The organism is Mycolicibacterium frederiksbergense (genome assembly GCF_012223425.1).
GTDB classification, from domain to species: Bacteria; Actinomycetota; Actinomycetes; order Mycobacteriales; family Mycobacteriaceae; genus Mycobacterium; species Mycobacterium frederiksbergense.
Genome location: NZ_CP038799.1, coordinates 3835940 through 3856327, shown reverse-complemented (window position 1 = coordinate 3856327; position 20388 = coordinate 3835940). Strand labels below are relative to the sequence as shown.

Sequence of the window (20388 nt, the reverse complement as noted above, 5' to 3'; positions counted from 1 at the left end):
TCAGTCGCAGCACCGGGTCTCGGGAATCGGCGCACAGCAGGTGTCGCCACGCCACGCGTCACGGCCCTCCTTGACCGCGACGGCGGCAATCACCAGGGCCGCCACCGGATCCGCCCATGACCAACCGAACGCACTGTTGAGTACCAAACCGAGCAGGAGCACACCCGACAGATAGGTGCACAACAGCGTCTGCTTGGAATCGGCCACCGCAGAAAGAGAACCCAGTTCGCGGCCGGCGCGGCGCTGCGCCCATGACAGCACCGGCATGACGGCCAGGCTCACTGCCGCAAGCGCGATACCGATGGTGCTGTGCCGCGCCTCCTGCCCACCGAGCAGCGAGCGCACCGCGTCGACCGCCACGAAGCTCGCCAGGCCGAAGAACGAGAAGGCGATGAGCCGCAGCGCGGTCCGCTCCCGGACCTCGGGGTCCCGGCCGGAGAACTGCCACGCGACGGCCGCCGCCGAGGACACCTCGATCACGGAGTCCAGCCCGAAACCGATGAGCGCACTGGAGGACACCCGCGCACCCTCGGTCAGCGCCACGACCGCTTCGATCACGTTGTAGCCGATGGTCGCCGCGACGAACCAGCGGATCCGCCTCGCCAACACCGCCCGACGTCCCGGCGCGAGGACGGGCTCCCGGGCCATCAGCAGCACCCGCAGCCGGTGCCGTCCACCCCGGCGCAGCAGCAGTTCGGGTCGACGGCGAGCACCAGACCCATCAGATCGGTGAGTGCATCGCCGATACGACTGTCGGCCAATTCATATCGGGTGCGCCGCCCCTCCGGTACGGCGACCACCAGCCCGCAGCCACGCAGGCAGGCCAGGTGGTTGGACAGGATCTGACGCGACACCCCCAGCCGCTCGGCAAGCTCCGAGGGGTAGCCGGGCGCCTCGTTCAGGGAGAGCAGTATCTGTGCGCGGGTGGAGTCGGAGAGCGCATGACCGAATCGGGCCAGGGCGTCGGTATGCACCAGTGTTCGCATCCCGGGATAGTACATCGTTTTCTGTACTATTGCGATGCTGCCCCGGGACGAGCAGACACGGACCTGCGATCACGGTTACCGTTGAGCGATGATCGTCACCGGCGCCCTGCTCGCCGAATCCGCCTCGGTCGTCGACAACAAACTCAACGTGCAGGGCGGCGTCATCACGTCATGTCAGGCGGGACCGCAACGCCTCGTCGAGCCGGTCCTGGTGGTGCTGATCCAGCCCGAGCCCTCCGATCGGTCCGCGACGATCGACGTCCGCTTCACCGATCCGGTCGGCGGGGCGCTCGACGTGCAGTTCGAGGCCCCCGAGTCCAGCCTGGGCGGTGAGGTCGGTTTCGTGTTCTACCCGCTGAAACTGCCCGTGCCCGTGAACGGTCGCTACCTGCTGGCGGTCACCGGCCGCGGTGGTTTCGTGAGCCTGCCCCTCACCGTGACGGGCTGAACCCCGGCGACAGGGCGCAGCATGTCTTCGTAGCGAGCGACCGCGACGGCGCAGTCGGGACTGCGGACCTATCGAGGAGTGTGAGAAGAACTCCCGCAGACCCTCGACTGAATCGGCCCGCAGCGGTGAGCCTGTCCCGGCCGGGTAAGCCGGGGTGCGGCCGTGGCCGCCGTCAGATCGAATGTCAGGCAGTGATCTGCATTTCGGCGACCTTGTCGTCGGACACCCGGAATGCGAAGGTGCTGGGGCCGTTGAAACCGTTGCCGCCGACCTCCGCGATGACGGTGACTTCGGCGTCCGCGGTGGAGTAGAAGTGAATCACCTTCAGCCTCACCTCTTTTCCGATGAACTCGGCATCACTCCAACTCCGGATGTCCTGGGCTCCGTGGAACTTTCGCCCCCAGTCGTCGACGACACTCAGGTGTGGGGTGAAGGCGGCGAGGAAGGCGTCGGTGTCGCCGAGGTTGACGGCGTCGATAAGGGCGCGTACTTCCGGGCACAGCGGGGAGGCCATGGTCGTTCCTCGTGGGGTTGTCGGTGTGTCGTACTCGCTCACAGGATCTTTTACGGCATCGCCGAATCGCGCGTCGACGTCGTGCGCGGTCACGGAGACTCCATGTCCTGACCGGGTTCGGGGATATCGTCGACCGGGCCGCCTGGGTCAACCTGTTCGGGGTCGGGGCCTGCGCCGTAATCGGGGTTGGTGCAGATCGTTCCTTCGCACGGCACATAGGACCCGTCCCCGTTGGGGTTGGGGATGGCGTCAGGACCAACATAGGTTCCCACCGGGCAGCCGGGGTCTTCATTCTGTGCGCAGTATTGCGGCGAAAGGTCGTTGCCGGTAGACCCGTCGGCTCCGTTCACGCCCGGCGCCGCCGGGGCTACCGATATGCCCGGGGTGGGGCTCGCCGGCGGCGCTGGTGCTGTAACCGGGGCTCTGCTCGTTGAGATGACTGTGGTGGAGGGTGTCTGCTCCGGCGTCTGGCTGCAGGCGGTGGCCAGGGCGCAGATGCCGACGATAAACACAACGGCAATGCGGCTTTTCACGATTTCTCCTGTTCGGCGGCCTCGGTGGGTGCACGTCGGACCTGATGCTCAGGTGTGAGGGCGGTAGAGGGTCGTACCGGCCCCTGGTGACTGCTTTCGGGTGCCCGAATCGGTGGGACTGCGGTGATGGCGTCGCATCAGCGTCTGCGCCACGGCAACGGTGGCAAGAACGGCCAGGGTCAGGCCGGCGATCATCAAGCGGTCGGTAAGCGGCGCGAGGACGGCGAGTGCCGCGAGGGCCACCAGGCCGCCGACATGGCTGTACGCGATCCGCTGGTAGACAACGTGGTGGTAGGTCAGACTGCCCAGCAGGTAGATCGCGGGCCCGCCGACCAGGACTGCGACGGTCTGCACCGTCATTTCGGCGGCCGGGTCGGCCAAGACGAGTGCGTTGGCCACGGCGCACACGATGATGCCGCCGACCAGCACGACGTGGTCGAAGAACAACTCGACCACGCTGACCTCGGCGCGCTCACCTCGATCACGCAAAGAGTCACTACCGCGCCGCGCCATCATCACCATCCCCCTCGTGATGCTGATGACACACGACCCGGCCGGCACACCGCTTCATCGGTCGCAATACACGTGCTGGGGTCATCGCTAGCGGGTGGTGTAGCCGCCGTTGGCAAGAATGGTCTGGCCGGTGATCCACCATCCATCGCTGACCAGGAAACGAACCAGCGGCACGATATCTTTCGGGTCGGTCAACCCGGTATCGGTGAACTTCGACAGGTCGGCGGCGTTCTGGTTGTACTCCGCGGACTCCTTGGACTCTTGGCCGTAGAAGAACGGTGTCTCCATCGGCCCGGGTGCCACCGCGGTGACCGAGATTCCCCTCGCCCCGAACTCCTTGGCCGCCGCGCGGGTGAAGTGCTCCACTGGCGCCTTGGATCCCGCGTAGATCGAATACAGGCCGGTGTAGGCCGACAGCAACGAGGTCACCAGCGTGACCAGCTTCCCGCGCTCGGACAGATGCGCGCCGGCCTGCTGGATGAAGAACAGTGCGGTCTTGGCGTTGATCGCGAAGATCTTGTCGTAATCCGCTTCGGTGATCTCGGCGATGGGCTTCTTGATCACCATCCCGGTCGTGTTGATGGCGATGTCGATCGAACCCATCGCACCGATAGCGTCCGCAAACAACGTCTTCACCGCTGCGGCACTGGTCAGATCGGCTTGCAACAGATGTGCGCTGGCGCCGGCCTCTTCGATCGCGGCGGCAGTTTCCTCGGCGGCCGCGCGAGTGGATTCACTGTTGTAATGCACCGCCACAGCTCGCGCGCCGTGTGCTGCAACGTCTCGAGAGATCATTCCACCGAGATTCTTCGCCCCGCCGGCTACGAGGATGTTTTTGCTGGTGATGGTGTTATCGGACATTGACGCTCCTCTTTTGATTTGCGGTCGGCACGATATCGTGGCGCAATTGCTGGATACCTTCGAAGAATCAGCGACTTTCGAAAAAGCGCGCGGCAGGGGGCCGGATGCAGGTATGGGACGGACAACGCGAACGCAGCGCGCGCGATGTCGTCGCCGCGCGAGGCCTTCAGCTGCAGGGCCTGGACCTTCGCTTCGTGGCCGAAGCGGTGAGCACTCCCACCGATTGGTGCTTCCAAGAGCCCCATCACGTGTTCGTGATCCACCGACGCGGTGATCTCAACTCCCTGGAAATCGAGTTTCAGAACGGCCCATCAGGGCGTGCACTTCCCCGCGTCGGCGATGTATGGGTCATCCCCGCCGAGCACCGCTACGCCGCCCTCGCTCAGGGCGCAATGGTCGGATTCTGTGAAATCACCGTGCCTGTATCGGTATTCGGCGACCGTGGCTTGACGCCCCGAGTGGGCTATCAAGACACACTGCTGCACCGACTCGTCGAGCGACTCGCCGGTCAAATCCACCAAGACGGAGCCGCAGCTACGTTGTTTCGCCAGTCATTGGCGCAGACGCTCCAACTTCACATCGCTGATCACTACCCCGCCCAGCCAAGACCTGCTCACCGCCCGCAGCGCGGTCGTGGTCTCGATCGACGTGACCAGCAGATCGTCATCGACTACCTGCACTCGGAACTGGACAACCGCATCGATCTCGACGCGCTGGCCGCCACTGTGGGCATGACCGCCACCAATTTCCTGCCCGCCTTCTCGGCGGCATTCGGGACCACCCCGCACCAGTACCTGATCGAGCAACGCATCGAGCGGGCCAAGATGCTGCTGTCTGCGACGCAGGACAGCGTCACCGATATCAGCGCGACCCTCGGCTTCTCCTCCCCGAGCCACTTCGCCACCACCTTCAAACAGCGCATCGGTGTCACCCCGACCGCGTATCGAACGCATGGCTGACCGCCGCTCTGCGCGGGACCTTAAACCCGCCGCCACGCCGACGGCGACAATCGGGCCTCCGGTGTTGGCCACGAGTTGTTCTGACAGCCGCGACGTCGCTGGCCGTTGCACCAAACGCCCTCGGTGATGCCGCCGCCCGTTAATTTCACCTGCGCGTCATCGCCAGTCACGGAATGCGGTCAACAGCCGATCCCGAAACGCCGGGTCGAGTTCGTCGCCGCGTACCTGGCCGAGCGTGTCCACGGTCGTCCGCAGCTGCTGCAGATAGTGCTCGCAGCCGTCGCACCCGGCCACGTGGACATCGAAACGCGCCCTGGTGTCCAGGTCCAGCGCACCGTCGAGGTAGGCGGTCACCAGCTCGACCAACTCATTGCAGTTCATCGGTTCCGTATCGCTCACGCCGACTCCTTCAGATAGTCTTCGAGCGCCTGCCGAACCGCGGCGCGACCACGATGCAACAACACGCGCTGGTTGGCGGCGCTGATCTCCAACAGCGCACTCACCTCCGCGGACTCCATCCCCAGCACATCGCGCATGGTCACCACTTCTCGTTGCCGCACAGGAAGTTTGTCCAATTCGCGGCGGGTCACCGCAATCAGCTCCTCGCGTAGGACCGTGTCCTCCGGGGTGTCCGGAAAGGGCACCGGCGCCCGGTGCTCCTTCCAGTGCCCGGCCCACTCCTGGCCCGCCGCACGGAACCGAGCAGGATCGACCGTGCCCCCGGTGAACGCCAGCACCTGCACCTCGGCATCCCGGCGCTCCCGCCCGCCACGCGTCTTCGCGATGTTCACCATGACGGTGAACAGCCATGTGCGCAAGGATGATCGGCCCTCGAATCGGTCGAGGCCCTTGAGCAGCGCGATCCAGGTCTCCTGCACGACCTCTTCGGCGATCTCATGATTGGGCACATACCCGGCGGCGACCCGCAGCATCGACGGCGTGTGCCGCTCCACCAGCGCGGCGAAAGCCGCCTCGTCGCCGCGACGTAACGCGTCGACGAGGGCGGCCTCGCCTGGTGCCGACACTGTCATCTCGGCACCATCGTAGGACTCAACGCAGGCCTGCGTGCCCGGTTCGCCGACGTGCCGCGGCCAGCGCATCGGCCAGGGTCCACAACGAGATGCCGATCAGAGCAACATCTTTGATCAGGAACTGACCTGTCGACGACAGCACCGGGAATCCTCCCGCGGAGGCCTCCCCGACACCCGGTGTGGTGAACAGGAAGCTCAAGGTCGCGGCGAACAGGCCGATTGCCACCACGCTGCCGAGCGCCGAAAGCCGCGGCAGCCAGGGCTTGACCGCGAGCAACGCGGCGGTCGCCAGTTCCAGAACACCGAGCATCGATGAGAAAGCGGTCACCGAGAAGATGTCGTACACCCAGCTCATCAACGGGCTGTTGGCGACCAACGGTTCGATGCCGTAGGCCTCATACGAGGTGAATTTCAGCGCACCGATCCAGCCCAGCACGACCACCAGTCCGTACCGTGCGGCGTTGCCGCCGATATCGGCGAGGGCCGACTCGGCGCGGATGAATCGTGCGTCCTGCGTGACGGTCATGTCTGACTCCCTTGCGATCCGTTGAACGGTTACGCACAGGGAGTGTGGTCTCGGTGGCGAAGCGTTACAGAGCGCTATCCGTCCCGGTGATCTGGTCTGCGTTGCGCTGCCCACCGACGAGCTCCACCCGGTCCCCGACATCGACGGTGACGACATCCTCGTGCGGTGATGCGAAGAACGGGAGCTCGAGCAGACCCTGGAAGTCTGCGGTGTCGACGAAGGTGTGCGCGCGGGCGAACAACGGCTGCACGTCGAACACCCGTACCCGGAGTTTCTCCCTGCCGAGTCTGCCGAGCTCCCTGCCCGATTCGGGATCGGTGATCACCTGACCAGCACCGGAGTGGACGGCGAAGATCATGCCTACGGCAAGGCCGGATTCTGCCCCTCGGTTGATGACGAGCGTGTAGTCGTCCTCGATCAGTGCGACCTGCCCGGTGATCGGCTGCGCACTCACGAGGCCGCCAGGGAATTGCTCTCTGACATGGCCGTTTTCGCACCGGGCCCGGCCTGGATACGGGGCCGCAGGCGGTAGGCGTCGACCGGGACGGGCGCATCGTCGCGGTCGGCCTCGTCCTGTTCGGTGCCCAACGCGAGTTCGACGGCCGTCTTCGCCTGAAAGAGTGCGATGACCGCCTGCTGGTGCCGTTCGGAGCCCAGCGAGTTGAGCGCGAGCGTCAGCTTCCGATCCACGTAGACAACCGAGCGCGACAGGTCGGACTCGAGTGCCGCAGGCGCGGCGGGGCTTCGGCTGAACCAGCGGTGCCCGACGGCGCCGAGAGTGATCGCACAGACCGGAACCACCACGACGCTGCAGATCATCGCGAGCGTGCCTGCCGCGGCGATCGACCCGACGATGCCCAGCAGCATGAGGACGGCCAGGACGCCCAACAACCGCAGGGTGGCGGGCACCGATCCGATGGCACGCCAGATTTGAGCGGTGCCGCGGGCGACGTAGCGCGCGAGATCTGCGACAGCCTTGGTGACGGCCGATGCGGCCCCGACCGAGGCCTTGGCGGCGGCGCGCCCGAACTCGTCGACCTGCCGGCGGTTCACCGGGGCCTTGGGCATCGACCACGCACGCTGCTGGGCTGCGGGCCGCTCGGGAGCAGGGCCCGCGGCCTCAGCAGCGGTCGGGGCGTCCGATTGCGGGTCCGCAGGCTCGACCGGAGAGTTCACATTGATCACATTTGCATCAGCAACCACACCCGCATCATCCCCCGCCGAGCGCCTGATCGGTCCGTGACGCGCCGCCTCAGAGACGAATCCACTGGCCGAGGAACCAGAATCCCCAGCCGTCCCCGTTGCCCGCGCGCATCGGCTCCACCCGCTGGCCGTTGTGCATGAACGGCTGGTGGTCGTTGCGGGCCTGGTCGATGTTTCGGCCCTGCCAGTTGTTGTTCTGCGGGCCGTTGTTGTTCTGCGGGCCGGGAGCGCACGCCTGGGCGTTCGGCTGCCCGCAGGGGCGGCCGGGGTCAGCGGTGGCGGTCCCGAGGCCGACCCCGAGCAGGCCGGCAAGGGCGATACCGCCGGCAAGGACAGGCACAGCAGTCCGACGAGCGAGCGACATGGTCGACTCCATTCATTCCTGTGTGTTCACGCGGCACCTCACCGCCACACGACAATGACGCTATGGCCGCCGGTTGGGTCGCCACTGTGGCGAGGTTAGGCGCCCGCTGTGCATCCGATGACAGAACGAAATACGTTCGGCAACAGACCTATTGATCGCTATCGACCTTCAGCACCGGGGAGCAGATAACCCGGCCCGGCCGGGCTATCGCCGCCGGCGGGCGGGTTCAGCAGGGGCGGCTGAAGCGGAGGCGGTGGCGCGCAGTCGACGCCGACCAGTTCACACCATCGGGCTTCCACGTCACGGGTGAAGTTCTCATCGGCGCAGCCGGCCGTGGACAACAGGATGAACGACCCCATCAGAGCCATCGGAAATGTCCGCACAGCCGATCCCCCTCGTACCCCGCCGGGACTCCCGACGCCAATGGTCACACGCCCGTGGCGATCTGCGGGAATCTGCGGTTGATCCCGTCGATCATGCCGTGCAACTGATACAACTCCTTACGCAATTGCACGGTGTTCACGCGGTGCGGACGGGCAGGTGCGCCCGTGGGCCTGCGCGCGACCCGGGCCTCTTCGTCCTCGATCTTGCGCGAGGTGTCCTCGACCTGTTCCCAGAGCGCCCCGAGCAGCAGCCTCGCCTGTGCGATGTTCGCGGATTCGTCGGTGCTGTTGTCGGCCATCGTGGTCATCGTGGCACCCCGGGCCTGCGGGCGCCAACCACGCTGAGGATCCCCTTAGACTCGGCGCGATGGCACCGCCGAGCGCTTGGCAGGATCGGTGGTCGCGCCTGCAGGAACGCGTTCTCGCCGCCCGTGGCGCGCTGCGACAGCGCGGCATGGCGCGCTTCGCCCGGCTGCCCCGCCCGGCACGGCAGGCCTGCACGCTGATCGTCCGCACCGGACGTAACTCCCTTGCGGATCGGGTTCCCGGGTTGGCGGCCGAGGCGGCGTTGTTCACCTTGATCTCGTTGCCGGCACTTCTGTTGGCGATCATCGGATCGCTGGGATTCGTCGCCGCCGCGCTCGGTCCCGAGGGAACCGCAGAGTTACGCACACTGGTGCTCGGCATCCCCGGCTCTTTCTTGTCTGATCGCACGTACGACTCATACGAACAGTCAGTGGACGCCGTGCTCGCCGGCACACACGGCGGCGTGGTTTCCCTCGGTGTCGTCGTGAGCGTGTGGACCGGCTCCCGCGCGGTGAACCGATACCTGGAGACGATGACGATCGCTTACGGGTTGGCGCCGCGCCCCGCCTGGCGACGGCGACTGCTGGCTTTGTGCCTGACCGTCGGTGCGCTGCTCGGCGCGGTCGCCGTGCTGCCGCCGCTGGTTCTGGGGCCCGACCTGGTGAGATGGCTGATGCCGGACACCGCCGCCGACACCACACTGCGGATGCTCAATGCACTGTTCTGGCCCGCGGTGGCGCTGCTGGCCCTGGCCGGTCTGGCAACCATTTATCACGTCGGCGTCCCCTGGCGGACACCCTGGCGCCGCGACCTTCCCGGCGCTGTGCTGGCGATGGCGCTGTGGCTGATGGCGTCCGCCGCCCTTCGCGGATATCTGGCTCTGACCGTGCAGAACGACGCCGTCTTCGGCCAACTCGCGGTGCCGATCGCGGTTGTCCTATGGCTCTACATCACGGCCTTTGCGGTGCTGCTGGGCGCGGAGTTCAACGCCGAGATCGAGAGAATGTGGCCGCACCAGAACATCCCTGGCAGCTGATGCGTCGGCTCCGGCATCGTGGCGACCGCACGTATGAGACGCGCCGTCACGGGGCATAACCATCCGATGATGACCCGACAACGACCCAAGGTACTGATCATCGGCGGCGGGTTCGGCGGGCTGTTCTGCGCCCGACGGCTGGCCCGGACCGACGTCGATGTCACCATCCTCGATCGCTCCGCCAGCCATCTGTTCCAGCCACTGCTCTATCAGTGCGCCACCGGGAAACTCAGCATCGGGCACATCAGCCGACCGTTGCGGGAGGAGTTCGCACGCCGCCCCAACATCCGGACACTGTTGGGTGAGGCGGTGGAACTGGACCCTGACGCCCACACCGTCACCGCGCTGCGCCCCGATGAGACGGCATTCACCATCGAGTACGACGTGTTGGTTCTGGCCGCCGGAATGCGGCAGTCCTACTTCGGCAACGAGCACTTCGCCCAGTGGGCGCCCGGGATGAAGACCCTTGACGACGCGCTCGAGATCAGACAACGGGTGCTCACCGCATTCGAGATCGCCGAATCGCTGCCGCCTGGACCCGAGCGCACCAGCTGGCTGACGTTCGCAGTTGCCGGCGGCGGGCCGACCGGGGTGGAACTGGCCGGCCAGATCCGCGAGATGGCCACCCGGACCCTGGCCAACGAGTTCCACAGCATCCAGCCTCAGGAAGCCCGCGTGCTGCTCTTCGACGGCGGCCAACGCGTACTGAAGAGTTTCGCGCCGAAACTGGCACAGAAGGCCACTGACACCCTTCGCGAACTGGGCGTCGAGATGCACTTCGGTGTGCACGTCACCGATGTGCGCCGCGACGAGGTGACCGTCACCCCGAAAGACGGTGGCCCTGCGAGAGATTTCGCCACCCGCACCGCGCTGTGGACCGCCGGCGTCGAGGCGGTGCCCTTCGCCCGCCACGTGGCATCGACGCTGGGCGCGACGACCGACCGCGCCGGCCGCGTCCAGGTCGGACCGGACCTGACCGTCACCGGGCACCCCGAGATCTTCGTCATCGGCGACCTCGCGGGCCGGGACAAGCTGCCCGGCGTCGCGGAGAACGCCATGCAGGGCGGCCTGTATGCGGCCGCGTGCGTGCGCCGCGACCTCTCGGGGCGGCCACGCCGTCCGTACCGCTACCGCGACCTGGGCTCGGCGGCTTACATCAGCCACCGCAACGCGCTGCTTCAGGTCGGGCCGCTGCGGGTGGCCGGCTCCCTGGGATGGCTGGCGTGGGGTCTGATCCACATCGCCTTCCTCACCGGCGTGAAGAACCGGGTCAGCACCGTGTCCACCTGGCTGGCCTCGATTGCGCGTCGCGGCCGCTACCACCGCGCATTCCTGCTCGGTGGTGCCGACCGGCCCGAACAGCGCTACACCTATACGAACTGGGATCCGGAGGAACCGTTCCGCCATATCCGCGGCACCGTCCGGCACTGACGCCTTCGCGTCGCCGTGCTCGTTTAGCATCGGCGGTCCCGGGGAACGCGCCAAGCATGGTTGATTCTCCGAAAGGACCGATGTCATGCCGATGACGAAAAAGAGCGGCAAGCCCAAGAAGAACGAGTTGCCCAGCACGCTGCAGAGATCGGGAAAGAAGGCGCAGCGCACGTTCGCCAAGGCCCACGATGCCGCGGCCGAGGAGTACGGCGACGGCAAACGGGCGCACCGGGTCGCCTATTCGGCGCTGAAGCGCAAGTACGAGAAGATCGGCGACCGCTGGGAGAAGAAGGACAAGAAGGGTGCCTCGGATGAGCGAGCCCGCAGTGGGGGCCCGAACGCCAAGGGGAAGACCGCCGAGGGCGTGAACGCGAACGCGACCAAAAAGCACCTCGCCGACGTGGCCCGCAGGCTCGACATTCCGCGCCGTTCGAAAATGAACAAGGACGAACTGGTGTCGGCCATCAAGAAGGCGAATCGCCGGGAGAGCGCGCGCAGTCGGTGAGGCCCATCGCTCGTCGTTCCTTGACGATTCGCACGGACGCGGCCTCGGCGCTCAGCCATGACGCATGGCCCCAGTTACACCGCCGTCGACGAGTAGATCGGTGCCGGTGATGAAAGCGGCCTCGGGACCGAGCAGAAACGCGGCAGCCGCTGCGATGTCATCGGGCGTTCCCAACCGACCTGCCGGTGAGGCATCGACCATGGCCCGCATGCCGTCGCCGAGCGGTGAGGCCAGTTCGGCCTGGCCCATCGGAGTGGAGATGACCCCCGGGCTGATGGCGTTGATACGAGCGCCGCGCGCGCCCCAGGACCTGCTCGCTGCGCGGACGCGAATGTGGTTGGCCTGCTTGGCAATTCCATAGGCCAATCCAGGGTCGGACAGCTCATCCGGACTCACGAAGGGTAGTCGCAGCAGGTCCCGAGCAGGCGCGTGCGCCATCGCATGTTCCTGTTCGACAGCCAGGGGCGGGAGCATGTGCCCCGCCATGCTGGCAACGATCACTCCGGCCCCACCGGGTGCGACGACCTTCGCGAACTCTTCGAGCACCAGGGCCACCCCGAGCAGATCGACAGCGAGAATCGCTTCCGCCGGCGCTTGCGATGGCGAGAGCCCGGCCGTGTGCGCAATGTGGGTGACGGCGCCCCACTCCGCGGCGTGCCGCGCGAGTCCGGCGACGGACTCGGCAGATGCCAAGTCCACCTGACGTGCGACAACCTGATGCCCTTCGGAGGCGAGCACCTCGGTAGCCGCCTGCAGGGTCTCGGCGTGGTGATCCGCGAGGATGACGGTTTTGCCCGGTCCGATCCGGCGGGCGATGGCACGCCCCATCCCACCGACGCCGATGACGACCAAAACTTCTACCGACACGGCCTTCTCCATCTTTAACGAGACGATTTGTCTCGTTATTCATACCACGCGGACCTAAGCTCTTCCCATGTCCGAATCACGCCGAGGCCGCCCACGCAGCCAGGAGGCGCATCAGTCGATACTCGACGCCACCCGCGCACTGCTGGTCGAGAGCGGCTATGCGGACGTCACCATGGATCGGGTGGCCGAGCGTGCCGGCGTGGGCAAACAGACGGTGTACCGGCGTTGGCGCTCGAAGGCTCCGCTCGTTGCCGAATCCGTCATGGACGCGTACGGCGACACTCGCGCGCTGGAGATTCCCGATACCGGAGACATCGCCACCGACCTGAGCAGCCTCGTGCGGCTGATAGCGAAGTTCGTCGTCGCGCCGGAGAATGCCGCGCTGCTACGGGCGTTGGCGGCGGCGGCCGCCGACAACCCGGGCGATGGCGAAGCGCTGTACCGCCAGCTCACCGAACCCCAGCACGATGCCGTTGTCCGACGATTGCGCCAGGGTGTGGCAAGCCGGCAGGTACGAGACGGCGTCAACATCGAGGCGGTGGCCGACGCCATCATCGGCGCTTATCTGTACCGGCTGTTGTCATACACCGCACCGGTCGGCGGAACGCTGGATCACGTCGACGGCCTGATCGACGCGCTGGTAACCGGAATCGCCGCACGGTAGGCCGAGCGCCTGCCCATTGCCGTCGCAAAACTCGTGAGTGAACGCCCGAGAAGCGATATGGTCCGCCTATATTGACGAGGGGGACATATCGTGGCGGCGACACAGCGGATCCGTGCAGGGCGGCACCAACGACGGGCTCGTCGCCGATCGGAGAGCCTTCCGGTGCGGCACTGGCTGGCGGTGGGTGCCGCCTCGGCAGGGCTGACCGCGACACTGTGGGGGCTGTCGCTGGCCGGTCCCGAGATGGCGGTGGCCGGCGCCGACGATGGTGTCTCGTCCAGTTCCGATAGCGCCGGCGGCGCCAACGAATCCAGTACAGATCGCAGCGGTGCCACCACCGGGGCCCGCCCCCCGGGCCCGGACGGCGATGCCGCGGACGACGGCCGGGCAGCCACCACCCGGCCGAACCCGGTGGACAGTGGTCGCGACGCGGAGAAGGACGAAGAGCAGGACCGCGATACCGAGACGGCGGAAGCCGCAGACCCCGACGATGACGAGGACTCGGTCTCAGCAGCCGAGGACGCCGACCCCACGTCGGAAATCGTGTCGCGCGCATCTGCCACATCGGCTGCGCCGGCATCGGCGCGGTCCTCGGCCAGATCGGCTGACCGGTCCGAGGCGGACGGCGTCGCGCAGAAATTCGCCACTGCGGCAAGCGATCCGGCCGTCGAACCGCCGGAAGCGCCGGCCGCCCCCGTGGTCACCGCCGCATCGGCCGAAGCCGAAACGCCCGCCAGCGATGTCGAAATACTGACCCCGGCACAGTCGGCGGTCGTCTCACTCGACCGCCCCAGCTTCGGGCGACAGTTGGTGGCCAGCCAGATATCGGCGCTGATGGGCACCGGCCGAACCCTGATCTCGATACTGCCGGTGGCCGATCCGTTCAAGAGCTGGCTCTACGGTTCGCTCAGCGGCACCCGCCGCACGCTGTTCAACCAGGCGCCGTGGCTCAGCCCCACCCAGATCACCGCGGAGGGCGACCTTCCGATCGTCGGAACGCTGGGTGCGGTGGACCTCGAGGGTGACCGGATCCGCTTTGCGATCGTCACCGGACCCGTCTCGGGAACCGTTGTCATCGAGGACGACGGAACATTCACCTACACACCGAATTCCGGGTTCACCGGCGTCGACAACTTCACGGTCTCCGCGACCGACCTCGGCACGCACATCAACCTGCTCGACCCGTTCCGCAGCGCCAGCACCCGGGCCGCATTGCTGGTCAACCAGAGCGCGGTCACTTTTGTCTTCAACTACACCACCGGGTCGCAGTACTGGAGTCCCGAAGCGCGCAGTGCCTTGCAGCGGGCCGCCACCAACCTGATGGGCCAGTTCATCGTGTCGACACCGGTGGTCGTCACCTACGACATCACCGGAGAGAACTCGTCGGGCACGAACACGTTGGCGTCGGTGGACAGCCCACTCATCGGGTCCGGAGCCGGTTTCTTCCCCACCGTGGTGCAGCACAAGCTGCTCACCGGCGTCGATGCCAACGGAGTGGCGCCCGACGGCGAGATCAATTGGAACTTCTCCTACCCCTGGGCTTTTGGTGACTTCGTATCCGGCCTGCAATATGACTTCACCACCGTCGCGATGCACGAGCTCCTGCATTCGTTCGGGTTCATGTCCTACGTGCAGCCGTCCACGACAGCGACGCAACGCGCATGGACGCTCTACGACGGCTTCCTGCAGAACTCCGGCGGCGCCGATCTGATCGGTGCCGACTTCCGTTTCGACCCGACCCTGGTGGCCGCACTGACGGGCGCCGGCGGTGGGGTGTACTTCGGCGGCGCCGGTGCCGTGGATGCCTACGGCACGCTGGTTCCGCTGTACGCACCGTCGTCGTGGGTCGCGGGCAGTTCGATATCGCATCTGGATGGCACGGTGTTCACCGGTTCGGACCGACAGTTGATGAACCCACAGGTGCCGGCCGGACCCGGGGTGCGCACCTTGAGCGATGTGGAACGCGCCATCATGCAGGACCTCGGATACACCCTCGCACCCATGGACATGACGTCGGCTCTCGCGCTCGTCGGGTTCGTGTTCCTGCGCCGGCAGCGTGCGAAATCAGTGTGCTGAGCACACCCCTCCGGACGATAGCGTGGTGATCGGAAGGAGGACAGGTCGGCCCGATGCTGCTCAGCGATATCGACACGTGGAATGTCGGTGCGTTGCAGTCGATCGCTCACGAACTCGGTGGTGAGCTCACCACGATCGAGGGGGTCGCGTCGGACCTGGAGTTGATCTCGCGATTGCCGGGTTGGGACTCCCCCGCCGCGGATGCCGCGCGCGGCAAGATCCACGAGACCACCGGCAAGGTGCTCGACGACGCCGCGGTCATCGGCGCGGTGCAGCAGCTGGCCTCGGAGACCGCTGGGGCCGTCGCGAAGCTGCAGACCGAGCTGGAATCGGTGCGCGCCGATGTGTCCGCCCAGGGCGGCTATCTGACCCTGTCCGACAACGGCGACGTCACCATCAACGCGCCCCCGGATATGCGCGATGAGCTGCGGCCGATCGCCGACAACCTCGAATCCCGGGCCAAAGCCCTGATTCATCAGGCCGAGGACATCGATGCCGACTGCGCCGAGGTCTTCGGGCACGTCGAGAACGGTGACATCACCGCGCGCGGCGCGACCGACGTGCCCGCGGCCCAGGAGATGGGCCGCGAGCAATCGGGGCTGTCGGCCCCGTATCCGCCGGAGGGCGAGGGTGTCACACCGCAGGACGTCACGGCGTGGTGGGACGCCTTGTCGGCGCAGGAGCAGGACATGGTCAAGGCCGAGCATCCAGACTGGATCGGTGACCGCGACGGTGTCCCCACCCCGGTCCGCAGTGAGGTCAACAAAGCTCAGCTCGACCGCGAACTCGCCGACGCGCAACGCGCCGTCGACGACATCCCCACCTTCGCCGAATACGCCGGCGCCGGAGCGGGTGGTCCCGGATCCGCGGCCAAGCGCGGCGAGTACGACCGGATGGTGGCGGATCGGCATTCCCGGCTGGACGAGGCGCGGGCGCTCAAGGGGGCGATGTCGCTGGAAGGCAACGCCGACAAGGACTACGACCCGAACAAGTACCTGATGCTGCTGGAGTATCCGGACGGCCGCGAGACCCGCGCGGCGATCGCGGTCGGCAACCCCGACACCGCCGAACACGTCAGCGTGACCGCGCCGGGGGTCGATACGAGGGCGACCAGTCTGCCCGGCATGGTCAGTGAGGCAAGTGCCCTGCGTGACGAGACCCTCAACCAACTCATCCTGGCCGATCGTGGCGATCAGCAGGTGTCGACGATCGCGTGGCTCGGCTACGAGCCTCCGGGTAAGGACATCTCCGTCGTGGAGGCAGGTTTCGAGAGCCGCGCCAATGAGGCCGCGCCGGATCTCGCCGACTTCTATCGGGGCATCAACGCCACCAATGAACACGGTTCCGATGTCCACCTGTCGGCATTCGGCCACTCCTACGGGTCCTTGACCACCGCCCAGGCGCTGCATGAACTCGGCGCGACGGGTGTCGTTGACGACGCGGCGTTCTACGGTTCGCCGGGACTGGGCCACACCGACGAGGCAATGACCCGTTTCGGAACGCACGGTGTGCCCATCGAAGTGATGCGGCCGATCGGCGACGAGGTGGATTTGAACCTCGCCGACGGCCACGCTTACGTGATGACAGCGCCCGGTGACTGGATCTCCGGGGACCCGAGACTGGGACCTTTCGAGCTGCCTTCGGCAGGGGACCTCGGCCAGTTCGGGCCAAACCCGACAACGCTGCCTCTCGAACAGCTGTCCTCGAACGCGGCCGTGAGCCCCACCGACAACATCTCGCGGACCGGCGCCGAGACGCACTCCGACTATCCACGGTCGGACAACGGCGCACTCAGGACCACCGGGTACAACCTGGCCATCATTGCCGGAGATCTGGCCGACGTACCGTTGAAGAACGGCGATGAGAGGTTGGTGCGATGAACACAGCACGTTTCGCCGGCCGTTTCCTGGTGGGCGTGCTCGCCACCGGAACGCTCGTCCTGGCCGGTTGCGACAGCGGCGGTGCCGGCACCGGATCCGAAGCCCAGTACGACTCCCCGATCATCAACGAGGACATCCCGAAGATGGACATCTCGACACTGCCGGACATCGACGCCACCCGCGCCGACATGCTCGCGCTCATCGAGCAGGTGCACGCCGAGGTCGCACGGCTGGTGCCTGCCAGCGCACCGTGGACCTGGCGGCACACCGAGACTCGCGATGGGTGCGAGCGGAACGGAGTTCGGGGGGTGACCCTGTACTTCGCGAAGCTCACCTCGTCGCATTCGTTCACCGACGATGAATGGAACCTGGTGCTGCCTGCGGTGGAACGGCTGGCCGCTGCCGCCGGGCTCACCAACGGCTCCGCCATGCAGAACTCGTCGGGGGCCCACGATGTGTCGATCACCAGCGATGACGGGCGCGAGCTGAGGTTCGGGTCGCTTGAGGCGTCGCTGATCACCGGGACCATTGCCTGCCGCCTGCCTGCCGGGGAGAGCGCGCCATGACCCAGGGTGACGTGAGCGTGGTGACCGCCGAGGTCCGGCTCTCGGCCGACCAGATGTCCGTGGTCGCCGGCGAGGCCTCCTCCAGTCGGGCGGCGGTGGCCGACAGCGTGTCCACCCAGGGCGCGGGCTGGAAGGAGAAGGGTACGCCGGGCTTCGGGACGTTCATCGACGTGCTCGAAGCACAGGCCGAACGGCTGCGCACTGACCTGACTGCACTGGGAGATGCGCTGCGCGCGGCGGCCGACGTCTATGACCAACAGGACCAGGAGGCCGGTGGGGCGCTCGACAGTGCGGTGCGCTACCGCTGACAGCCGCCCAGTCGACCACCCCACCCGGTTGAGGTAGTCGTGCTCCGGTCGGACAAGACGACGTGGCGTCGCGGTCGGCAGATCCGTCCCGCCGGCACGTAACGTCGTAGTCATGGTGTTGGCACGGGAACTCGGTGCGATCAGGAACGGCCTGGGTCGGGCGCTGTTCGGGTTGGTCGCCGGACCCGAGGGACCGAACAACCGGGCCCGTATCCACGGGACGCCGGGACCGCGTTGGTTCGCCGAGGACCGGCCGATCCGCCGCGTACACGGCGACGCATCGATGTTCGTGGGTGGGTTACGCGCACTGCTGTTGCAGTCGCTACATCCGCTGGCGATGGCCGGCGTCGCCGAGCACTCCGACTACCGGGGCGACCCGTGGGGGCGCCTCCAGCGCACCAGCACATTCCTCGCGGTGACAACGTTCGGTCCAGCGGCCGACGCGCAGCGCGCCGTCGACAAGGTCCGGGGCATCCACCGCCGCGTCAACGGGGTGGCGCCCGACGGCACACCGTACGACGCGTCGAATCCGCACCTACTCGAATGGGTGCACATCGCCGAGATCGACAGCTTCCTGATGGCACATCAGCTCTACGGGGCCCGACCGCTGGACCAGTCCGGTCGCGACGGGTACGTCGCCGACACCGCGCGCGTCGCCGAAGCGCTCGGCGTGCAGAACCCGCCGCGCACGGAGCGCGAGCTCCGGGAGCGCATCGAGGCGTACAGGCCGGAGCTGCGCAGTACGGCCGCGGCGCGCGACGCCGCCCGCTTCTTGTTGTTGACGCCGCCCTTGCCGTTGCCGGCCCGCGCTCCCTATGGTGCGCTGGCCGCCACCTCCGTGGCGATGCTGCCGGAATGGGCGCGAAAGCCGCTGCGGCTGCCGTACTTTCCACCGCTCGAAGCGACGGTGGTGAGGATGTCCGGGCGGGTGTTGGTTGGCGGCATTCGGTGGGTGCTGGCTGCCGCGCACGACGACCAGGAGCATGCGACCTCGGCCTGACGGTCGGTTGGCCCGAGCTGCCGAGTACGGTCTGAGCATCGATACATTGATGCGTCCGTCGCGCACAAGGCCTAGTGGTCCGTCTGCGTATTGACCTGGTGGAGAGAGGCTCTGCCGCGTCGGACTTTGGTGATGATGTCCTCGGCGGGGGCTTTCCAGATGAAGGGTTTGGGATCGGCGTTCCAATGGGTGGCCCAGGCGATGATGGCTTCGGAGAGTTCGGCGACGCTGGTGAAGGTTCCGCGGCGCAAACGTTTGTCGGTGAGTTCTTTGAACCATCGCTCGATCAGGTTCAGCCACGAGCTCGAGGTCGGGGTGGGATGCATGTGCCAGCGGCGACGATCCTTGTGCGCCAACCACTTCGCGATCTCAGGCGTGGAATGCGCTGACAGGTTATCCAGAACGACGTGTACAGAGAGTCCACGCGCGACGCTGGCGTCGATCTGCTTGAAGAACCGCAACACGTCCGCACCGGTGTGGCCTTTGCGCAGGTCGGTCAGGACCTCGCCGGTAGCGACGTTCATCGCGGCGAACAAGTCGATGGTGCCGTTGCGCTTGTAGTCATGGGTCATGGTTCCGGCGCGGCCGGCCTTCATCGGTAACGATGGTTGAGTACGGTCCAACGCCTGGCACTGGGTTTTCTCATCGAAGCTGAACACCACCGCCCGCGCGGGTGGATTCATGTACAGCCCAACGACATCGACCAGCTTCTCCTCAAACCGCGGATCGTTGCTGACCTTGAAGGTTTCGACCTTCCACGGCTTGAGCTTGTGATCGGCCCAGATCTTGGCCACCGAGTCCTTGCCGATCCCGACCCGGGCAGCCAACGTGCGGGTACTCCAATGCGTCGAGCCGTCGGCAGGTCGCCCCTGATGGGTCAGCCTCAATACTTCTTCGACCGTGCCCGCCGGCAGACTCGACTTACGTCCACGCCCTTTGGCGATCCGGCCCACCCCCTCGATCCCCTCCTGGGCGAACCTGGAACGCCAGCGCCGCACCGTGTCCGAGTCCACACCGCTGCGCCGCGCGATCTGCTCGTTAGCCACCCCGTCAGCAGCCCACAGCAGCGCCTGCGCCTGCACCACTTGCCGATGCGGCAACGACGTCGAGGCCGCCATCCGCTCCAACTCCGCACGCTGCGCATCACTGACCGGCAACGCGACAGCTGTCATAACAGGCATACTACAAACTACCAGATTAATTCACAGACAGACCACTAGGTGCCCCCAGTGAGACTCGAACCGACGCTTGGCGGTCCAGATTGACTATTGATCACCGGGATTTCCTACGAAAACACTTCACCAGAGTTGACAGGATTTGTCTGTAACTGTGGGCAGAGTGCGAGCAATGTGCTTAGCCACGACTGAATACCGGGCACCGACCGTCCCGACAGGGCTGCGTCGTCGATAGCGCAGTGCTGACACGTGC

The 20388-nt window shown here is 66.5% G+C and carries 26 protein-coding genes and 1 pseudogene; 11 read left to right on the top strand and 16 right to left on the bottom strand.

All coding sequences use genetic code 11. The features are described from left to right. Nucleotides 1-648, bottom strand: a complete 648-nt coding sequence (locus EXE63_RS21795) for a cation efflux transmembrane domain-containing protein (RefSeq protein WP_168143657.1) — start codon at nucleotides 646-648, stop codon at nucleotides 1-3. Continuing rightward, nucleotides 648-986, bottom strand: coding sequence for an ArsR/SmtB family transcription factor (locus tag EXE63_RS21790; protein WP_168143656.1), 339 nt, complete (start codon nucleotides 984-986; stop codon nucleotides 648-650). The genes EXE63_RS21795 and EXE63_RS21790 overlap by 1 nt, the downstream gene beginning before the upstream one ends. 88 nt (nucleotides 987-1074) lie before the next feature. Here EXE63_RS21790 and EXE63_RS21785 point away from each other — a divergent pair, with 88 nt between their 5' ends. Then, a complete protein-coding gene (locus EXE63_RS21785; RefSeq protein WP_168143655.1) occupies nucleotides 1075-1434 on the top strand; it encodes a hypothetical protein in 360 nt (119 codons plus the stop codon). Nucleotides 1435-1618: 184 nt separating this feature from the next. On the opposite strand, the gene EXE63_RS21780 is transcribed toward EXE63_RS21785, so the two are convergent. The 4 genes and pseudogenes from EXE63_RS21780 to EXE63_RS21765 form a co-directional block, all read right to left on the bottom strand. Continuing rightward, nucleotides 1619-2041, bottom strand: a complete 423-nt coding sequence (locus tag EXE63_RS21780) for a nuclear transport factor 2 family protein (RefSeq protein ID WP_366515292.1) — start codon at nucleotides 2039-2041, stop codon at nucleotides 1619-1621. Next, a pseudogene (locus tag EXE63_RS21775) lies at nucleotides 2038-2313 on the bottom strand (hypothetical protein); the annotation flags it as partial. The pseudogene EXE63_RS21775 and the gene EXE63_RS21780, both read right to left, overlap by 4 nt. A 216-nt stretch (nucleotides 2314-2529) precedes the next feature. After that, the gene (locus tag EXE63_RS21770; protein ID WP_168143654.1) at nucleotides 2530-2970 is read right to left on the bottom strand and encodes a low temperature requirement protein A; all 441 of its coding nucleotides are present in this window, start codon (nucleotides 2968-2970) and stop codon (nucleotides 2530-2532) included. A 111-nt stretch (nucleotides 2971-3081) separates the two neighbouring features. Continuing rightward, nucleotides 3082-3855, bottom strand: coding sequence for an SDR family oxidoreductase (locus tag EXE63_RS21765; RefSeq protein WP_168143653.1), 774 nt, complete (start codon nucleotides 3853-3855; stop codon nucleotides 3082-3084). Nucleotides 3856-4049: 194 nt separating this feature from the next. Between EXE63_RS21765 and EXE63_RS21760 the strand changes: the two genes are divergently transcribed. Then, entirely contained in the window at nucleotides 4050-4814 is a 765-nt protein-coding gene (locus tag EXE63_RS21760; RefSeq protein ID WP_168143652.1) for a helix-turn-helix transcriptional regulator, read from the top strand. A 156-nt stretch (nucleotides 4815-4970) separates the two neighbouring features. Here the strand turns inward: EXE63_RS21760 and EXE63_RS21755 are convergent, their stop codons facing one another. The 8 genes from EXE63_RS21755 to EXE63_RS21720 all read right to left on the bottom strand — a co-directional run bounded on the left by EXE63_RS21755 (nucleotide 4971) and on the right by EXE63_RS21720 (nucleotide 8629). Further along, entirely contained in the window at nucleotides 4971-5195 is a 225-nt protein-coding gene (locus tag EXE63_RS21755; protein WP_168145701.1) for an anti-sigma factor family protein, read from the bottom strand. A gap of 14 nt (nucleotides 5196-5209) precedes the next feature. Further along, nucleotides 5210-5845: an RNA polymerase sigma factor gene (locus EXE63_RS21750; RefSeq protein ID WP_168143651.1), complete on the bottom strand. Its 636-nt coding sequence runs from the start codon at nucleotides 5843-5845 to the stop codon at nucleotides 5210-5212. A gap of 19 nt (nucleotides 5846-5864) precedes the next feature. Further along, entirely contained in the window at nucleotides 5865-6371 is a 507-nt protein-coding gene (locus EXE63_RS21745) for a YkgB family protein (RefSeq protein WP_168143650.1), read from the bottom strand. Between the two features lie 64 nt (nucleotides 6372-6435). Then, complete coding sequence (locus tag EXE63_RS21740; protein WP_209999849.1) at nucleotides 6436-6825, bottom strand: hypothetical protein; 390 nt, start codon at nucleotides 6823-6825, stop codon at nucleotides 6436-6438. Beyond that, nucleotides 6822-7574, bottom strand: a complete 753-nt coding sequence (locus EXE63_RS21735; protein ID WP_234904213.1) for a hypothetical protein — start codon at nucleotides 7572-7574, stop codon at nucleotides 6822-6824. The genes EXE63_RS21740 and EXE63_RS21735 overlap by 4 nt, the downstream gene beginning before the upstream one ends. Before the next feature lie 49 nt (nucleotides 7575-7623). Further along, complete coding sequence (locus EXE63_RS21730; protein WP_168143649.1) at nucleotides 7624-7938, bottom strand: hypothetical protein; 315 nt, start codon at nucleotides 7936-7938, stop codon at nucleotides 7624-7626. Between the two features lie 158 nt (nucleotides 7939-8096). Beyond that, on the bottom strand, nucleotides 8097-8306 hold the full coding sequence (locus EXE63_RS21725) for a hypothetical protein (protein WP_168143648.1): 210 nt from the start codon (nucleotides 8304-8306) through the stop codon (nucleotides 8097-8099). Between the two features lie 59 nt (nucleotides 8307-8365). Further along, nucleotides 8366-8629 carry a hypothetical protein gene (locus EXE63_RS21720; RefSeq protein ID WP_168143647.1) on the bottom strand — a complete coding sequence of 88 codons (264 nt, stop codon included), beginning with the start codon at nucleotides 8627-8629 and terminating at the stop codon, nucleotides 8366-8368. A gap of 59 nt (nucleotides 8630-8688) precedes the next feature. Between EXE63_RS21720 and EXE63_RS21715 the strand changes: the two genes are divergently transcribed. The 3 genes from EXE63_RS21715 to EXE63_RS21705 all read left to right on the top strand — a co-directional run bounded on the left by EXE63_RS21715 (nucleotide 8689) and on the right by EXE63_RS21705 (nucleotide 11599). Then, the gene (locus EXE63_RS21715) at nucleotides 8689-9663 is read left to right on the top strand and encodes a YihY/virulence factor BrkB family protein (RefSeq protein WP_234904212.1); all 975 of its coding nucleotides are present in this window, start codon (nucleotides 8689-8691) and stop codon (nucleotides 9661-9663) included. A gap of 69 nt (nucleotides 9664-9732) precedes the next feature. Next, nucleotides 9733-11094 carry an NAD(P)/FAD-dependent oxidoreductase gene (locus EXE63_RS21710; RefSeq protein WP_168143646.1) on the top strand — a complete coding sequence of 454 codons (1362 nt, stop codon included), beginning with the start codon at nucleotides 9733-9735 and terminating at the stop codon, nucleotides 11092-11094. An 85-nt stretch (nucleotides 11095-11179) separates the two neighbouring features. Further along, nucleotides 11180-11599 (top strand): ChaB family protein, encoded by a 420-nt coding sequence (locus EXE63_RS21705; protein ID WP_168143645.1) that lies wholly within the window; start codon nucleotides 11180-11182, stop codon nucleotides 11597-11599. A gap of 51 nt (nucleotides 11600-11650) precedes the next feature. On the opposite strand, the gene EXE63_RS21700 is transcribed toward EXE63_RS21705, so the two are convergent. Continuing rightward, a complete protein-coding gene (locus EXE63_RS21700; protein ID WP_168143644.1) occupies nucleotides 11651-12466 on the bottom strand; it encodes an SDR family oxidoreductase in 816 nt (271 codons plus the stop codon). A 67-nt stretch (nucleotides 12467-12533) separates the two neighbouring features. Between EXE63_RS21700 and EXE63_RS21695 the strand changes: the two genes are divergently transcribed. The 6 genes from EXE63_RS21695 to EXE63_RS21670 all read left to right on the top strand — a co-directional run bounded on the left by EXE63_RS21695 (nucleotide 12534) and on the right by EXE63_RS21670 (nucleotide 18960). Then, the gene (locus EXE63_RS21695; protein ID WP_168143643.1) at nucleotides 12534-13130 is read left to right on the top strand and encodes a TetR/AcrR family transcriptional regulator; all 597 of its coding nucleotides are present in this window, start codon (nucleotides 12534-12536) and stop codon (nucleotides 13128-13130) included. 162 nt (nucleotides 13131-13292) lie between these two features. Next, a complete protein-coding gene (locus EXE63_RS21690) occupies nucleotides 13293-15206 on the top strand; it encodes an Ig-like domain-containing protein (RefSeq protein ID WP_168143642.1) in 1914 nt (637 codons plus the stop codon). A 53-nt stretch (nucleotides 15207-15259) separates the two neighbouring features. Next, nucleotides 15260-17086 carry an alpha/beta hydrolase gene (locus tag EXE63_RS21685; RefSeq protein ID WP_168143641.1) on the top strand — a complete coding sequence of 609 codons (1827 nt, stop codon included), beginning with the start codon at nucleotides 15260-15262 and terminating at the stop codon, nucleotides 17084-17086. Then, nucleotides 17083-17652, top strand: coding sequence for an LppA family lipoprotein (locus EXE63_RS21680; protein ID WP_168143640.1), 570 nt, complete (start codon nucleotides 17083-17085; stop codon nucleotides 17650-17652). The genes EXE63_RS21685 and EXE63_RS21680 overlap by 4 nt, the downstream gene beginning before the upstream one ends. Next, entirely contained in the window at nucleotides 17649-17960 is a 312-nt protein-coding gene (locus EXE63_RS21675; RefSeq protein ID WP_168143639.1) for a type VII secretion target, read from the top strand. Before EXE63_RS21680 ends, EXE63_RS21675 begins: the two co-directional genes overlap by 4 nt. Before the next feature lie 112 nt (nucleotides 17961-18072). Continuing rightward, a complete protein-coding gene (locus EXE63_RS21670) occupies nucleotides 18073-18960 on the top strand; it encodes an oxygenase MpaB family protein (RefSeq protein WP_209999846.1) in 888 nt (295 codons plus the stop codon). A gap of 71 nt (nucleotides 18961-19031) precedes the next feature. Here EXE63_RS21670 and EXE63_RS21665 read toward each other — a convergent pair whose 3' ends face one another. Further along, entirely contained in the window at nucleotides 19032-20132 is a 1101-nt protein-coding gene (locus EXE63_RS21665; RefSeq protein WP_168140352.1) for an IS630 family transposase, read from the bottom strand. Nucleotides 20133-20388: the final 256 nt, after the last annotated feature.

Excerpts from the sequence above, each read along its gene's own strand:
- EXE63_RS21795 (WP_168143657.1), bottom strand. The coding sequence starts at position 648 with ATGGCCCGGGAGCCCGTCCTCGCGCCGGGACGTCGGGCGGTGTTGGCG.
- EXE63_RS21790 (WP_168143656.1), bottom strand. The coding sequence starts at position 986 with ATGCGAACACTGGTGCATACCGACGCCCTGGCCCGATTCGGTCATGCG.
- EXE63_RS21785 (WP_168143655.1), top strand. The coding sequence starts at position 1,075 with ATGATCGTCACCGGCGCCCTGCTCGCCGAATCCGCCTCGGTCGTCGAC.
- EXE63_RS21765 (WP_168143653.1), bottom strand. The coding sequence starts at position 3,855 with ATGTCCGATAACACCATCACCAGCAAAAACATCCTCGTAGCCGGCGGG.
- EXE63_RS21755 (WP_168145701.1), bottom strand. The coding sequence starts at position 5,195 with ATGAACTGCAATGAGTTGGTCGAGCTGGTGACCGCCTACCTCGACGGT.
- EXE63_RS21750 (WP_168143651.1), bottom strand. The coding sequence starts at position 5,845 with ATGACAGTGTCGGCACCAGGCGAGGCCGCCCTCGTCGACGCGTTACGT.
- EXE63_RS21745 (WP_168143650.1), bottom strand. The coding sequence starts at position 6,371 with ATGACCGTCACGCAGGACGCACGATTCATCCGCGCCGAGTCGGCCCTC.
- EXE63_RS21730 (WP_168143649.1), bottom strand. The coding sequence starts at position 7,938 with ATGTCGCTCGCTCGTCGGACTGCTGTGCCTGTCCTTGCCGGCGGTATC.
- EXE63_RS21725 (WP_168143648.1), bottom strand. The coding sequence starts at position 8,306 with ATGGCTCTGATGGGGTCGTTCATCCTGTTGTCCACGGCCGGCTGCGCC.
- EXE63_RS21720 (WP_168143647.1), bottom strand. The coding sequence starts at position 8,629 with ATGACCACGATGGCCGACAACAGCACCGACGAATCCGCGAACATCGCA.
- EXE63_RS21715 (WP_234904212.1), top strand. The coding sequence starts at position 8,689 with ATGGCACCGCCGAGCGCTTGGCAGGATCGGTGGTCGCGCCTGCAGGAA.
- EXE63_RS21710 (WP_168143646.1), top strand. The coding sequence starts at position 9,733 with ATGACCCGACAACGACCCAAGGTACTGATCATCGGCGGCGGGTTCGGC.
- EXE63_RS21705 (WP_168143645.1), top strand. The coding sequence starts at position 11,180 with ATGCCGATGACGAAAAAGAGCGGCAAGCCCAAGAAGAACGAGTTGCCC.
- EXE63_RS21695 (WP_168143643.1), top strand. The coding sequence starts at position 12,534 with ATGTCCGAATCACGCCGAGGCCGCCCACGCAGCCAGGAGGCGCATCAG.
- EXE63_RS21685 (WP_168143641.1), top strand. The coding sequence starts at position 15,260 with ATGCTGCTCAGCGATATCGACACGTGGAATGTCGGTGCGTTGCAGTCG.
- EXE63_RS21680 (WP_168143640.1), top strand. The coding sequence starts at position 17,083 with ATGAACACAGCACGTTTCGCCGGCCGTTTCCTGGTGGGCGTGCTCGCC.
- EXE63_RS21675 (WP_168143639.1), top strand. The coding sequence starts at position 17,649 with ATGACCCAGGGTGACGTGAGCGTGGTGACCGCCGAGGTCCGGCTCTCG.
- EXE63_RS21670 (WP_209999846.1), top strand. The coding sequence starts at position 18,073 with ATGGTGTTGGCACGGGAACTCGGTGCGATCAGGAACGGCCTGGGTCGG.
- EXE63_RS21665 (WP_168140352.1), bottom strand. The coding sequence starts at position 20,132 with ATGACAGCTGTCGCGTTGCCGGTCAGTGATGCGCAGCGTGCGGAGTTG.